This window comes from Mycobacterium kyorinense (assembly GCF_001672775.1).
GTDB lineage: Bacteria > Actinomycetota > Actinomycetes > Mycobacteriales > Mycobacteriaceae > Mycobacterium > Mycobacterium kyorinense_A.
Map to the genome: position 1 here is coordinate 13,136 of NZ_LZKJ01000064.1, position 14,847 is coordinate 27,982.

General features: G+C 65.5%; 14 protein-coding genes and 1 pseudogene. 3 read left to right on the top strand and 12 right to left on the bottom strand.

All coding sequences use genetic code 11. From position 1 onward, the window contains the following. Window positions 1-35 precede the first annotated feature (35 nt). Together A5707_RS06565 and A5707_RS06570 are read left to right on the top strand one after the other, a co-directional pair. On the top strand, window positions 36-755 hold the full coding sequence (locus tag A5707_RS06565; RefSeq protein WP_065013709.1) for a response regulator transcription factor: 720 nt from the start codon (window positions 36-38) through the stop codon (window positions 753-755). Window positions 756-780: 25 nt separating this feature from the next. Next, complete coding sequence (locus A5707_RS06570; protein ID WP_065013710.1) at window positions 781-2,214, top strand: sensor histidine kinase; 1,434 nt, start codon at window positions 781-783, stop codon at window positions 2,212-2,214. Between the two features lie 3 nt (window positions 2,215-2,217). On the opposite strand, the gene A5707_RS06575 is transcribed toward A5707_RS06570, so the two are convergent. From A5707_RS06575 to A5707_RS06630, 12 genes and pseudogenes are all read right to left on the bottom strand, one after another. Continuing rightward, a complete protein-coding gene (locus A5707_RS06575) occupies window positions 2,218-2,622 on the bottom strand; it encodes an HIT family protein (RefSeq protein WP_065013737.1) in 405 nt (134 codons plus the stop codon). Window positions 2,623-2,644: 22 nt separating this feature from the next. Next, complete coding sequence (locus A5707_RS06580) at window positions 2,645-3,538, bottom strand: SDR family NAD(P)-dependent oxidoreductase (protein WP_419866396.1); 894 nt, start codon at window positions 3,536-3,538, stop codon at window positions 2,645-2,647. After that, window positions 3,520-3,945: a ketosteroid isomerase family protein gene (locus tag A5707_RS06585; protein WP_156657631.1), complete on the bottom strand. Its 426-nt coding sequence runs from the start codon at window positions 3,943-3,945 to the stop codon at window positions 3,520-3,522. Before A5707_RS06585 ends, A5707_RS06580 begins: the two co-directional genes overlap by 19 nt. Before the next feature lie 14 nt (window positions 3,946-3,959). Continuing rightward, window positions 3,960-5,957 carry an FAD-dependent oxidoreductase gene (locus A5707_RS06590; protein ID WP_065013713.1) on the bottom strand — a complete coding sequence of 666 codons (1,998 nt, stop codon included), beginning with the start codon at window positions 5,955-5,957 and terminating at the stop codon, window positions 3,960-3,962. Window positions 5,958-6,070: 113 nt separating this feature from the next. Next, window positions 6,071-7,141 (bottom strand): annotated as a pseudogene (locus A5707_RS06595) (dihydrodipicolinate reductase); the annotation flags it as partial. 4 nt (window positions 7,142-7,145) lie between these two features. Next, complete coding sequence (locus tag A5707_RS06600; RefSeq protein ID WP_065013714.1) at window positions 7,146-8,273, bottom strand: NDMA-dependent alcohol dehydrogenase; 1,128 nt, start codon at window positions 8,271-8,273, stop codon at window positions 7,146-7,148. A gap of 57 nt (window positions 8,274-8,330) precedes the next feature. Then, window positions 8,331-8,876 (bottom strand): hypothetical protein, encoded by a 546-nt coding sequence (locus A5707_RS06605; RefSeq protein ID WP_065013715.1) that lies wholly within the window; start codon window positions 8,874-8,876, stop codon window positions 8,331-8,333. 2 nt (window positions 8,877-8,878) lie between these two features. Then, entirely contained in the window at window positions 8,879-9,085 is a 207-nt protein-coding gene (locus tag A5707_RS06610) for a ferredoxin (protein ID WP_065013716.1), read from the bottom strand. A 1-nt stretch (window position 9,086) separates the two neighbouring features. Then, window positions 9,087-10,430, bottom strand: a complete 1,344-nt coding sequence (locus tag A5707_RS06615; RefSeq protein WP_065013738.1) for a cytochrome P450 — start codon at window positions 10,428-10,430, stop codon at window positions 9,087-9,089. Between the two features lie 11 nt (window positions 10,431-10,441). Further along, window positions 10,442-11,260, bottom strand: a complete 819-nt coding sequence (locus A5707_RS06620; RefSeq protein WP_065013717.1) for an SDR family oxidoreductase — start codon at window positions 11,258-11,260, stop codon at window positions 10,442-10,444. Then, entirely contained in the window at window positions 11,261-12,463 is a 1,203-nt protein-coding gene (locus A5707_RS06625; RefSeq protein ID WP_065013718.1) for a cytochrome P450, read from the bottom strand. Window positions 12,464-12,512: 49 nt separating this feature from the next. Beyond that, a complete protein-coding gene (locus A5707_RS06630) occupies window positions 12,513-13,124 on the bottom strand; it encodes a TetR/AcrR family transcriptional regulator (protein ID WP_065013719.1) in 612 nt (203 codons plus the stop codon). 186 nt (window positions 13,125-13,310) lie between these two features. On the opposite strand from A5707_RS06630, the gene A5707_RS06635 reads away from it, so the two are divergent. Further along, on the top strand, window positions 13,311-14,777 hold the full coding sequence (locus A5707_RS06635) for an aldehyde dehydrogenase (RefSeq protein ID WP_065013720.1): 1,467 nt from the start codon (window positions 13,311-13,313) through the stop codon (window positions 14,775-14,777). The last annotated feature ends 70 nt before the right edge of the window (window positions 14,778-14,847 follow it).

Below are 14,847 nucleotides of genomic sequence, written 5' to 3' on the forward strand. Positions count from 1 at the left end.
GGTTCCGTTCAACGAAGTACGAGGAGATTAGCGATATGGCATCGGCAACCACAGACGGGACCACCCCCGAGGCGCGCGTCCTCGTCGTCGACGACGAAACCAACATCCTCGAGCTCCTTGCGGTGAGTCTCAAGTTCCAGGGCTTCGAGGTCCACACCGCCGCCAGTGGGCCCGCAGCCCTGGACCTGGCCCGCGAGGTCAAACCGGACGCCGTCATCCTCGACGTGATGATGCCCGGCATGGACGGCTTCGGGGTGCTGCGCCGCCTGCGCGCCGACGGCATCGATGCGCCTGCGCTGTTTTTGACCGCCCGCGACTCGTTGCAGGACAAGATCGCCGGGCTCACGCTCGGCGGCGACGACTACGTGACCAAACCGTTCAGCCTGGAAGAGGTCGTCGCGCGGCTGCGCGTCATCCTGCGCCGCGCCGGCAAGGGCATCACCGAGGACCGCAACGCCCGACTGACGTTCGCCGACATCGAACTCGACGAGGACACACACGAGGTGTGGAAGGCAGGCGAGCCGGTGTCGCTCTCACCCACCGAGTTCACTCTGTTGCGCTACTTCGTGATCAACGCCGGCACGGTATTGAGCAAGCCGAAAATCCTCGATCACGTCTGGCGCTATGACTTCGGCGGCGACGTCAATGTCGTCGAGTCCTATGTGTCGTATCTACGGCGCAAGATCGACACCGGGGATAAGCGCCTGCTGCACACATTGCGCGGAGTGGGATACGTGTTGCGCGAGCCGCGATAGCGCGTCGTAGGCGAAGAATACGGGAATGGCCAAACTTCATCGAGGAGCACTGCCGCTCCGGGTGAGCCTCGTCGCGGCCACCCTGGTGCTGGTGGCGGGTGGCTTGGCGACCTCGGGTATCGCGGTCACGTCGATCCTGCGGCACAGCCTGATCAACCGGGTCGATCAGAACCTGATCGACGCATCCCGAGGTTGGGCGCAGGCTCCGCGCCGCACGTCATCACACGCCAACGAAAGGCCGAACGCCGATCGCCCGCCGTCAAACTTCTACGTGCGCAGCATCGGGAAGGACGGCCGCACCTGGACGGTGGTCAACGATCGCAACGCCGAACCCGCGCTGCCCAACAACAACGATGTGGGCCCCGAGCCCACCACGATCGGCTCCGTCGACAAATCCGGTGTGCAGTGGCGCGCGGTGTCGGTGCGCGGGCCACTGGGTCGACTGATCACCGTCGCCTATGACCTCTCCGATGTCCAGCACACCGTGCGGTCGCTGGTCTGGCTGCAGGTTGGCATCGGCGCGGCGGTGCTGTTGGTTCTCGGCATCGCCGGATATGCCGTCGTGCACCGAAGCCTGCGACCATTGACCGAGGTCGAGCAGACCGCGGCCGCGATCGCGGCCGGCCAGCTGGATCGCCGTGTCCCCGAGCGCAGTTCGCGAACCGAGGTGGGCCGGCTGTCCCTGGCGCTCAACGGAATGCTCGCGCAGATTCAGCGAGCGGTGGCGTCCTCCGAGTCGTCTGCGGCGAAGGCGCGCAGTTCCGAAGACCGGATGCGACGCTTCATCACCGACGCAAGCCACGAACTGCGCACGCCGCTGACCACGATCCGCGGCTTCGCGGAGTTGTACCGCCAGGGCGCGGCGCGCGACGTCGAGATGCTGATGTCGCGGATCGAAAGCGAAGCGAGTCGACTGGGCCTACTGGTCGAAGATCTGCTGCTGCTTGCCCGACTGGACGCCCAACGCCCCCTCGAGCGTCGCCGGGTAGACCTGCTGGCGCTGGCCAGCGATGCGGTGCACGACGCGCAGGCGATCGCCCCCAAGCGCAACATCACCATGGCTGTGCTCGACGGCCCCGGAACCCCGGAGGTGCTCGGCGACGAGGCCCGGCTGCGTCAGGTCCTCAGCAACTTGGTGACGAATGCGTTGCAGCACACCCCGGAAAACGCCGACATCACCGTGCGGGTCGGCACCGACGGCGACAACGCGGTGCTCGAGGTCGCCGACGAAGGGCCGGGGATGAGTCAGCAGGATGCGCTGCGCATCTTCGAGCGGTTCTACCGGACCGACTCGTCGCGGGCGCGAACCAGCGGCGGCACCGGGCTGGGGTTGTCGATCGTCGACTCGTTGGTCCAGGCCCACGGCGGCTCAGTGACGGTAACCACCGCACCCGAGCAGGGCTGTCGCTTCCGTGTCAGCCTGCCGCGCATCGCCGACGTGCCGGCCCAGGTGGGTTGAGCATCACGTCAGTTCGGCTAGCGCTGCCTTGATTTTGGCCTGCGCCTCGTCCAGGGATTGCGGCGACGGGTTGCGGTCGACGTTGGCAAAGCCGAAATCGCTGAGCCTGCGGGTCGGGAAGACATGCACGTGAAGGTGGGGAACCTCTAAGCCGGCGATGATGACGCCGGACCGCTCGGTGTGGAAGGCTCGGCACACCGCCTTTCCGATCAGCTGCGCCACCGCCATGATTCGCGCGAATGCGGCGCCGTCGACGTCTTGCCAGTTGTCGATCTCCGCGCGCGGCACCACCAGGGTGTGCCCCTGCGTCATCGGCTCGATGGTCAAAAACGCGACGACCTCGTCGTCCTCATACACGAACCGCCCGGGAATCTCGCCGTTGATGATTTTGGTGAACACAGTGGCCATACCGACCAGCATATGGTGCCCACTAGTCGGCTGCGCTCTCGATCAAACCGGCCACCTCCGTCACCGACCACGGCGGGGAGTCGTGGTGGTCGCGGTACGCGATGACGGCCGGCGAGGGCCGCGGAAACCGACCGATGAAACCACCTGCGGCGACGAAGATTTCACCGGTCACCTGCGCAGCCAGGTCGCTGCCCAGATAAACATACGTCGACGCGACGTAGTCCGGTGATGCCACATCCAGCGACCCGCGCATGCTAACCTCGTCGAGCAGACCGCGCCGGTGCAGGTCCCTGATGTGGGTTTCGTAGTCGTGTCCGGTGGATAACCGCGTTTTCGCGCCGGGGCACACCACATTGGCGCGGACCCGGTGTGCTTTGAGTTCGGCGGCGATCGCCAGGGTCAGGCTGTTGACCGCGCCTTTACCGGCGGGATATCCGGTGCCGCCATAATCGCCGAGGAAAGCCATCGAGCTGGTGTTGACGATGCTGCCGCCGCCCGCAGCGGCCATCTTCGGCGCGGCCGCGCGGCAGGTGGCGAACACCGTGCCCACGTGCGCGTCGAGCAGCTCGCCAAATTGCGCCGCGCTGATGTCGAGGATCGACGAACCCGGCGGCTCGGCGATGCCGGCGCAATTCACCAGGATGTCGATGGCGCCGAAATCGTCAATACACTTGTCCACCAATGTTTCTGCAGTCGCCTCGTCACTTGGTGAACCCGCATGAGCCACCGCCCGGCCACCGTCGGCGGTGATCGCCTCGGCAGCGGCCTGAGCGGTCGCGGCATCGCGGCCATTGACCACCACCGCGGCGCCGTGCTGGGCCAACAAGCCGGCCACTGCCCGCCCGATACCCCGGGATCCGCCGACCACGACGGCGGCGCGGCCGGCGAGCAGCCGGCTCACTCCGGGGTGCCGAATGTCATCGCGTCGAGATTCCAGTAGCCGCGCATGTTGGTGATCAAGCCCGCGTCGTTGACGCGATAGGTGAACACACCGCGCACCGAACTGGTGATTCCGTTGTCGAACTTGCTGTCCAGCACCAGGATATGCGCGATCTCGTTGGGTGAGCTGGAAGGGAACGTCTCCTCGCACGTGATCGTCAACTGGTTGGCCGCGATATTGGTGTCGTAGAACTCCGCGACCCCGTCCTTGCCCCGCACGCCGGTGCCGTCCGGGTTGGTGATCGCCTTGCCGATCGGGTCCTCGATCACGACGTCGTCGGCCATCAACGCCAACCAGCCCTGCCGGTCATGGGATTGCACGCAGCGCCATGACGACTGTGACGCGGCCAACGCCGGTAACTGTTGCACTGTTTCTTCTGACATTCTCACTCCAATCATTAGATGGCGCAGGCGGCACGGGCGCCGTCCTCGGTCGCTTTACGGATCAGTCCCAGCCCGGTGCAGTCGCCGGCGGCGTGCACCTCCGTGTCGGGCATGGCAGTCACCACCGCGTCGAACAAGGCGGTGTCGGGCTCGGGGGTTCCCGCGACGACGACGGTGTCGGCAGCCAACTGACGGGTGGTGCCACCGGCCGGGGTGAAGACCACCGCGTCGTCGGTGATGCGCTCGACGGACGCTCGGACGTGGACGGTGACGCCGAGACGGTCGAGACGATCCATGTGCTCGGTCTTCCGCTTGCTGCCCACCTCCGGCGCAATCACCTTGCCCGACTCGAGGATTGACACCAACCGTCCTCGCTTCGCCAGAAACTCGGCGAGCTCGACCGCGACCAAGTCACCTCCGACAATTGCGACGCGCCGTCCCATCGGCATCCATGCGCGAGTGGCAAATCGGACTGCCTTTGGCGGCACTAGCCGCGGTGACCACTTGGCCAGCAGCTGGCGCAACGCCGGTCCGGTGTGCACGTGCGGGAGGTGATCACCCGGGATCGTCGGGACGACGATGCGGCCGCCAGTGGCCACCACCACCGCGTCCGGTTGCAACTCGACGACGTCGTTGATCGAAGCAGCGTGGCCCAGTACGACTTTGGTGGTGCTGATCCTGACCTCGTCACGCAGGTACCGCAGAAACGGTTCGTTCTCCGGATGCAGAATCGCCGCCCAGCGCAGTGCGCCACCCAGTTGGCCAGCGCGCTCGAACAGCGTGACCCGATGACCCCGCTCGGATGCGACACGCGCCGCTTCCAAGCCGGCCGGGCCGCCGCCGATCACCACTACCCGTTTAGCGTGCGCGGCCGGCTTGGCCGCCAAGTCGCGTTCCTTGCCGGTACGGGGATTGACCGCGCAGTCGACCGAAAACCGCAGTTCCATGGCATCGATGCAGTTTTCACACGAGATACATTTGCGAATGCGGCGCGCCTGGCCCGTCCGGAGTTTTCGCGGTAGCTCTGCGTCGGCGAGCAGTGGCCGCCCCATTGCGATGAAATCGGCGCGGCCGTCGGCCAGGATTTGCTCGGCGCGCAGCGGGTCGTGGATGCGGCCGACGGCGATCACCGGTACGTCGACCACCTCTTTGACCGCGGCAGCAGCGCCGACGTTGAGTTCGTCGCCGTCGTCGGCGCCGTTGACCATCTGGGTGACGAGCCGGTCGATCACCCCGCCGCTGACATGGAAGGCGTCCACCCCGGCGGCTGCCAATTCCGGTGCCACCTGCGCGGTTTCGTGGATCGGCCGACCGCCGGCCACCCGTTCGTATCCGGAAATCCGCAACGTGATCGGCAATGTGTCGCCAATCTCGGCGCGGATCGCCGCCAGTGCTTCCAGCACGATCCGGATTCGGCCGCGCACCGAATCGCCGCGATAGTCGTCGGTGCGTCGATTACGCTGCGGCGCAAGGAACGACCCGAGCAGCATGTAGCCATGCGCTGCGTGCAATTCGATGCCGTCGTAGCCGGCTTCGGCGGCACGATGTACTGCCGCCTTGAACAGGTCGAGCACGTCGGTGAGCTGTCGCGTGCTGATCTCCTCCGACGGTCGCCCGGTCAGGTACGACGGGATCACCGACGGACCCAGTGATGTCACCTGATGCATTTCCGGGCCCAAGCCGTCGGGTCCGGCGTGCACGATCTGCGGTTGTATCTTGGCGCCGTGCTCGTGCACCGCTTCTACCAGTCTGCAGTGCGCATCGATGGCGGCGTCGGTGCCCAAATGCAGGCCGCCCGGCGTTTCCGGATGCCGAGGGTCAATCCCGGTGGCGCCCACGGTGATCAAACCCACCTCGCCTTGTGCGCGCGCAGCAAAGTAGTCACACGTGCGCGGTGACGGCAGCCCGTCAGGTGTGCCGTACATCGTCTCCATCGGAGACATCACCAGTCGGTTGCGCAGCGTCATGGCACCGATGCGCCCCGGCTCAAGGAGGTTGGGGAAGCCGCTCACCGTGGCGATCGCAAGCGCGGCGAAGCCGGGCGCAGCGGGTCGCCACCATCGGCCGGGGCCGATCGCAAGCGCGGCGAAGCCGGGCGCAGCGGGTCGCCACCATCGGGCCTGCTGAAGCGGCCTGCGAACGCGCGCAACGGCAGGTCGGCGCTGGTGACGACGCCGGGTGGCGCGTCGACAACCGCTCGGATTGCGTTGAGTGCGGGCAGTCCGGTGACGGTCATGCCGATCGCCGCGAACGATTCAGGCGATGAAAAGTCGGTCCCCGGCTTGGGGAGGATCAAATGCTTGCTGTAGATACATGGATCGCCCTGGATCTTGGTGATATAGCAACCCTGAATGTCCCAGTGCGGGTTGGTGTGCGGCGTCATCTGCCATTCCAGATGCAACTCCACCCGGGGTACGCCGTCGAGCATGCCGATGTATTGGAATGCCGCGCCGCCGACGGACCCGGCCGGCAACTGGTACCAGCCCAGATCCACATCCTTGGTGCACGCGCCCAACTCGTAGCTGAACCGGACTTCGTCGAGCGTGATATCGAGGCAGTCGGCCATCAGCCGCACCCCGTCCTCGAACACCCGGGTGCCCAGTTCCAGCAGCCGCGGAACCTCCGGATCGTCGACCGGCCGGCCGAAACCGCAATTCGCCCACGTCGGGGCCGAGTGGTGACACGACACGTCCACCGATTCGATGCATGTGACGTTCTCGATGTCGGCCACGTCGGCGCTGTGCACGATCGTCAGGATCTGTGCCAGACCGGGATTCATCCCCGTGCCGTAAAAAGTGGAGTTGCCGCGCAGGCATGCCGCTTGCAGCACCTCGGACTCGCTACGTCCGTCCGGTAACCGGTGGTTAGTGTCGCGGTGGTGTCCGGTCACCCAGTCTGCCGTGGTGACGACGTTAATCCCGGCCGCCAACACCTGTTCATACAGCGCGACGTCTGGCCACACCCCGTGGAAGGTCACGCAATCCGGCCGTGCGGCGATGATCTCGTCGACCGTTGCGGTGGCGGTCACCCCGAACGGCTCGATACCGGCGATCTCCCCGGCGTCGCGGCCCACCTTGTCCGGCGAATAGCAGTGCAATCCAACCAGTTGCAGATCAGGGTGGTGGGCGACCCGTTTAACCATCTCGGTCCCGACGTTCCCGGACGCCACCTGGAACACCCGCAGCCGGTCGGTCATGTCGCTACCGATCGTCGTCGGTGTAGCGGATCACACCGCGAATGTTCTTGCCGTCCAGCATGTCCTGGTAGCCGTCGTTGATCTGTTCGAGCTTGTACTGGCGGGTGATCATGTCGTCGAGGTTGAGCTTTCCCACTTTGTACATCGACAGCAGCTGGGGGATGTCGTATTGCGGGTTGCCGCCACCGAAGATGGTGCCTTGCAGGTTTTTTTGCATCAGCGACAACATCGCCAGGTTCAGCGTCACCTGGGTGTCCAACAGGCTGCCGATCGCCGTAACGACACAGGTGCCGCCCTTGGCGGTGATGTTGAGGTAGTTGTCGATGTCGGCACCGTGCAGTTCGCCGACGGTGATGATCACCTTCTTGGCCATCAGCCCGGCGGTGACCTCCATAATGCCCAGCAGCGCGGCTTCGATGTCCGGATAAACGTGGGTGGCACCGAATTTCAGCGCCTGGTCGCGCTTCCACTCAATCGGGTCGACGGCGAAGATGTAGCGGGCGCCGGCGTTGACCGCGCCCTGCAGCGCCGCCATGCCGACGCCCCCGATGCCGACGATCGCGACGTCGTCGCCCGGCCGGATGTCGGCGGTCCGGGTCGCCGAACCATAGCCGGTGGTGACACCGCAGCCCACCAGGCAGGCCACCTCGAACGGGATCGACGGGTCGATCTTCACCACCGAACTCTTATGCACCACCATGTACGGCGAGAACGTCCCCAGCAGTGTCATCGGGTAGACATCTTGGCCGCGGGCCTGCACGCGGAAGCTGCCGTCGGTCACCGATGCGCCGTTCAGCAGCCCGGCACCCAGGTCACAGAGGTTGCGCATGCCGGCCTGACAGCTTGGACACTTGCCACAGGACGGGATGAAGGACAGCACCACGTGGTCACCGACCGCGAAGTCTTCGACGCCCTCGCCGACCTCAACCACGATGCCCGCGCCTTCGTGGCCACCGAGCACCGGGAACCCGGCCATCGGGATGCCGCCGGTCACCAGGTGGTGGTCGGAGTGGCACATCCCCGACGCCTCCATTTGGATTTTGACTTCGTCCTTGCGCGGGTCGCCGATCTCGATTTCCTCGACCGACCACGGCTGGTTGAACTCCCAGAGCAGCGCGCCCTTTGTTTTCACCGCGAACCTGCTTTCAGCTTGTTTGTCAGGACTCGAGCGTCAGCGTAGTGACGTGGCTCACCACAGCGGTACCGGGGTCTTCCCGAGTGGGTAGTAGCCGGGCAGCTTCTCACCGGCCAGGCTGCGCTCGATCCGCTTCTGCATGCCCGCCGAGAGCTTTCCGGCCTTCATCAGGTCCATATACAGCGCCTGGACATGGCCGAAGTCGAAGAAGTCGCGCTGCCACTCGATCAGCTTGTCGGCGCCCAGCCGAAACCAACTGCCGCCGATGCCGTAGATCTCCTGCTGGCCGCCGTCGCCGTCGACCACCACTTGTTTCCAGAAACCGACGATCTCGCCCTGCTGGTCGTCGATGATCACCTTCTGATACGGGTACTGCCAGTTCTCCAGGCCCGCCATCTCCAGGCCGAGCGCGACGTCGCGGATCTCGTCGACTCCGACGCACATCACGTCTTCTTTGGGGCCGATATTCCAGCCGTAGGTCGCCTCGGGGGCGTAAAAGTCCGCCAGCGGCTTCCAGTCGCCTGATTTCTCGCAGTCCTTGTTGGCCGCAAGCCAGCGCTGCACCCAGTCGTCCAGCTCTGCGCGTGGAAATGACGCCATTGTCAGTCTTCTTTCTCTTCGATGGACAGAGCCTGGGTGGGACAGGCCCACACGGCTTGCTCGATTTCTTTGCGGGCCTCGTCGGGCGGCTCGTCGTCGAGGATTTCGACCTGGCCGCGCTTGGGCACTCGGAAGTAGTTGGGCGCTTCCAGTTCGCACATCGCGTGTCCCTGGCAGAGATCGAGGTCGGCTTTCACCCGGTAACCCATCTCAGCTCCTGCGGCGGTAGCGCACCTTGGCCGGCTGAGCCAGCTGCACCACCATTTTGGAATGGTCGTTGCGGTAGCTCTCCGATGGCTGGGCCATCTCGAACTCGTACTCGCGCAATAACACCGAGAAGATCGCTTTGATCTGCATGGTGGCGAACGCCGCCCCCACGCAGCGGTGCCGGCCCGCGCCGAACGGGATCCAGGTCCACCGGTTGATCAGGTCTTCCTGACGCGGCTCTTCGTAGCGTTCCGGCACGAAGTTGTCCGGGTCGGGGAAGTCTTCGGGGATGCGGTTGGAGATCGCCGGTGAGGCTGCGACGAAGTCGCCTTCGTGAATCGGGTAGCCGCACACTTCGAATTCGCCCTTGGCGACCCGCATCAGGATGATGAGCGGCGGGTGCAGCCGCAGCGTCTCCTTCAGCACGTTCTCCAGTCGCGGAATCTGGCGCAGCGCATGAAAACTCACCGATTGGCCGTCGGCATAGAGTTCGGTGAGCTCGTCGATCACGCCTGCGTAGACGTCCGGGTGGCGCATCAGCTCGATCAGCGTCCACGACGCGGTGCCCGAGCTGGTGTGGTGGCCGGCGAACATCAGCGAGATGAACATGCCGGTGACCTCGTCGGCCGAAAACCGAGGATTGCCGTCGTCGTCCTTGATCGACACCAGCACGTCGAGCATGTCCCGATCGCTCTTGTCGGCCGGCGGGTTGGCGATCCGCTGGTTCATGATCTCCTGGACCAAGGCCACCAAGCCTTTTCGGGCTTCGTCGCGACGACGGAAGCTCTCGATCGGCAGATGAGGATCGACGTAGCACAGCGGGTCGGTGCCGCGCTCGAGCTCGTGGTAGAGCTGGGCGAACCGGTGGTCGAGCTGCTCGCGAAACTTGGGGCCGATCAGGCACGCAGTCGAGGTGTAAATGGTCAGCTCGGCGAAAAAATCCAGCAGGTCGATTTCCCCTGTCTCGCCCCAGTTCTCGATCATCCGACGCACTTCGCGCTCGATGGTGACGGCATGGCTTTTCATGTGCTCGCCGCGCAGCGCGGAGTTGTGCAGCATCTCCTTTCTCCGCTCGGGGCTGGCGTCGAACACCACGCCTTTGCCGAAGATCGGCGTCATGAACGGATACGCCTCGGCCTGGTCGAGGTCTTCGTCACTGGAGCGGAAGAAGAACTCGTTGGCTTCTGCGCCGGACAGCAACACGACCTGCTTGCCGGCGAGCTGGAACCAGCCGACGTCGCCGCACTCGTCGCGGACGCGTTTCATCAGCCCGATCGGGTCGGTGCGGAATTCCTCGAGGTGGCCGTGTTCAACCTCGCCGCCGGATACCCGCGGAACTACTTTCAGGTCTGGGCTTATCACGATTCCTCCGGGTACTTCAGCTGCTGGCGTTCTGCGGGCGCGTTGGACAGCGGCGCCTCGGGCTGGATTTCCATCGATGTGACGAACCCGCCGCGCGGGGTCTCGGCGACGAACGCGATCGCTCGGGCGAGGTCAGACGCGCGCAGGAAGTAGTCATGGCGGGCCTGCCCCCATTTGGCCCAGTCTTCGAGCATTGGCCCGATCGATTCGGGCGGCAGGCTCCAGCCCATGCCGGTCTTGGTGGGCCCCGGATGCACGATCGAGGCGCGCACCCCGGTGCCCTCCAGTTCCATCTGCAGGTTGGTCACCATGGCCAACAACGCTGCCTTGGCCGCACCGTAGGCACCCATGTGCGGACGCTGACGCAGCGCGACGTCGGACCCGACGAAGATCAGATCGCCGCGCTGGCGTTCCAACATTCCGGGCAGCACCGCGGTGGCCAACCGATTGGCGCCGATGAGGTGGATCTGCACCTGCGATTCGAAGACGTCGGTGCTGATCTGGTCCAGCCGGCCGAAGAAGGTGTCGCCGGCGCCGGTGACCAGCAGTTCGATGTCGCCCAGTTGTTCGGTCGCCTGGTGGACGAAGCCCTTGACCGACTCGGGGTCGGTGACGTCGAGATGCAGCGCGACGGCCTCTCCCCCATCGGCTTTGATCTGGTCAACCAGCTCCTGGCATTTCTCGACACGGCGGGCGCCCAGCGCTACCGGAAAGCCGCGCCCGGCGAGCTCGACAGCGGTGGCGGCGCCGATGCCGGACGACGCACCGGCGACGATGGCGGGCCGCCGGGCCGGATGGGGTTGGAAGCGAGGCATTTACATGGTCTCCACGGTGATCGGCAGACAGGCGAATCCGCGTACGTTGCTGGAGTGGACGCGCACGGCATTCGCCTCGTCCACCTGATAGCCGCGGATGCGGTTGAACAATTCGGTGAGTGCCACCCGCGCCTCCATCCGGGCCAGGTGCGCGCCCAAACAGAAGTGCGCGCCACTGCCGAAACTGACCAGTTTGGAGCCGATCTCGCGGCCGATGCGGTACTCGTCGGGCTGGTCGAAGACCCGGTCGTCGCGGTTGGCCGAACCCGGCAGCAGCAGCAGCACATCGCCTTCGGACAGCGTCGTGTCGTACAGCGTGAACTCGTGGGCCACACTGCGGGCCAAGATTTGACTCGAGGTGTCGTAGCGCAGCGTTTCCTCTACCCACAGCGGGATTTTCGAATGATCGGCGTAGACGCCCGCCAGCTGGTCGGGATTCTTGAAACCCCAATACGCGGCGTTGGCCAGCAATTTGGTCGTTGTCTCGTTGCCGGCGACCACCATCAAGAACAGGAACGCCATGATTTCCTGGTCGCTGAGGCGGTCCCCGTCGATCTCGGCTTCCAATAGTGCCGAGGTCAAGTCCTGCGACGGCTTCTTGCGGCGCTGGGCGACCATGTCGGCGTAGTAGACCATCAGGTCGGCTGAAGCTTGGATGGCCGATGCGGGGACATCGGCCAGGCCGTCGTCGCGGTGCATCACGCCGTCGGCCAGCTCGCGGATGCGGGCCCGGTCCGGTTCGGGCACGCCCATCAGCTCGGAGATGACGTCCATCGGCAGTTTGCCGGCGAATTCGGCAACGAAGTCAAAGCTTTCCGACTGCAGCGCGGCGTCGAGGTGCATCCGGGCCAGCTCGATCACCCGTGGCTCGAGTTCGCGGATCCGGCGCGGGGTGAACCCTTTGGACACCAGCGTGCGCAGCCGTAGATGGCCGGGATCATCCATCGCCAGAAACGACATCACCTTGTGTGCGTCCGGGGTGCGCGAAACCGGATCCAGCGACACGCCATAGGAATTCGACAGCGCGGTGCTGTTGCGGAAGCCCTGCAGCACGTCGCCGTGACGTGACAACGCCCAGAAGTTCAGCACCTCGTTGCGGTACAGCGGGGCCTCGTCCCGCAGCCGCCGGTAGTACGGGTACGGATCTTCGTGGAAGTCGTAGTCGTAGGGGTCGAGCACCACCTCGGGCGTCTCAACAGTCATGAGCGCCGCTCCTTCTCATCGCCCCGCTCTGCATCGTCGCCGGCGCGAGTCATTTGCCTTCTCCCAAGATCAGACCCACCACGTAGGCCAACCGATCGGCGATCTGGTGGTAGGTGAAGGCGCCGCTGCCGGCGTTGACCAGCGCGCCGAAAAACGTCATCTCGAGCGCGGAAACCGTGCGGGGATCGGCGTCCGGGCCGATCGCCGAGGTGATGCGGCGATGGATCTCCGCGCCGATGCGATCGCGCACGCTGCGGACCGCTGCATCGGCGCCGCCGCCGAGCAGCGCCGTCGTGCATGCCGCGGCGACTTCGGGCTCGTCGGCGACCACCAGCGCCAGATGCCGCAGCGCCTTGTCCACCCGTACTGGCATCGGATCGTTGACGTCGGTGAAGTAGGGCACCTGGCGCACCAGATCCAGGTAGACCTCAGCGATGAGATGGTTCTTCGACGAGAAGTAGGTGTACGCGGTCGCTGGGGCCACCTTGGCCCGCGCGGCCACTGCGCGGACGGTCAAATCGGCGTAGGACTTCTCCCGCAGGACTTCCACCCCGGCGGTCAGCACCTTACGGAACGTCTCTTCTTGCCGGCGGTTGCGCGGCGTCTCCCCAGTCTGGCGGTCACGATTCGGCGTGATCGCTACCACGGCATCGCTGGACACTTGTCCAAGTTATCCGATTGATGCGACATCAGCAAGCCCGTGCCGCAAAGCGGCTGTGTAAAGCACTGTATGGCTCTTGCGCGGTCAATGCTTAAGGCTGGACCTTGCACCGTGCGCAGCTGGGCCGCTATGGTTCGACTGGACTATTCCGGACAACTGTCCACCGTAGAAGGCGGGTAGTACAAGATGGCTCTATTGGCCGACGGCGTCGGCGCTCTGCTCATCGACGGCAAGTTGGTGCCCGGCAGCGCCGGCACCTTCCCGACCGTCAACCCGGCCACCGAAGACGTGCTGGGGACGGCGGCCGATGCCAACGCCGACGACATGGGCCGGGCCGTCGAGGCGGCGCGGCGCGCGTTCGACGAGACCGACTGGTCCCGCAACATTGAGTTGCGGGTGCGGTGCGTACGCCAACTGCGTGACGCGATGCGCGAACACGTCGAGCAACTGCGTGACATCACGATCGCCGAAGTCGGGGCGCCGCGCATGCTCACCGCCAGCGCCCAACTCGAAGGACCGGTCGAGGACCTCGCCTTCAGCGCCGACACCGCCGAGTCCTACCCGTGGCAGCAGGATCTCGGCGAGGCGTCCCCGATGGGCATCCCCACCCGTCGCACGATCGCGCGGGAGGCCGTCGGCGTCGTCGGCGCCATCACGCCGTGGAACTTCCCGCACCAGATCAACCTCGCCAAGCTCGGGCCGGCGCTGGCCGCGGGCAACACCGTGGTGTTGAAGCCCGCACCCGACACCCCGTGGTGTGCAGCGGTATTGGGAGAACTGATCGTCGAGCACACCGACTTTCCGCCCGGCGTGGTCAACATCGTCACCTCCAGCGACCACAGCGTCGGTGCTCTGTTGGCGAAAGACCCGCGGGTGGACATGATTACGTTCACCGGTTCCACGGCCACCGGCCGCAGCGTGATGGCCGACGCCGCCGCCACCATCAAGAAGGTGTTTTTGGAGCTGGGCGGCAAATCGGCGTTTGTCGTGCTTGACGACGCCGACATGGCCGGCGCTGCTTCGGTGTCGGCGTTCTCGGCCTGCATGCACGCCGGGCAGGGCTGCGCGATCACCACCCGGCTGGTCGTGCCGCGAGCCCGTTACGACGAGGCGGTCGCCATCGCGGCGGGCACCATGTCGTCGATCAAGCCCGGCGACCCGACCGATCCCGGAACGGTCTGCGGACCGCTGATCTCAGCACGCCAGCGCGACCGGGTGCAAAGCTATCTGGATCTGGCTGGGGCAGAAGGCGGTTCGTTCGCATGCGGCGGCGGCCGACCGGCGGATAGGACGACCGGCTTCTTCATCGAGCCGACCGTGATCACCGGGTTGGGAAACGACGCGCGGGTGGCGCGCGAAGAGATCTTCGGCCCGGTGCTCACGGTGATCGCCCACGACGGCGACGACGACGCGGTGCGGATCGCCAACGACTCACCGTACGGACTGTCGGGCACCGTGGTGAGCGCCGACCCGGACCGCGCCGCCGCGGTGGCGTCGCGCCTGCGGGTCGGGACGGTCACGGTCAACGGCGGCGTCTGGTATTCGGCCGACGCGCCGTTCGGCGGCTACAAGCAGTCCGGCAACGGCCGCGAGATGGGCCTGGCGGGCTTCGAGGAGTATCTCGAGACCAAGCTCGTTGCTACCGGCATTTAACACGGCGAGTGTGGTTTTAAGGCACGCAAAGACGTGAAAAGCGTGACATAAGCCCACACTCGGCAAGAGA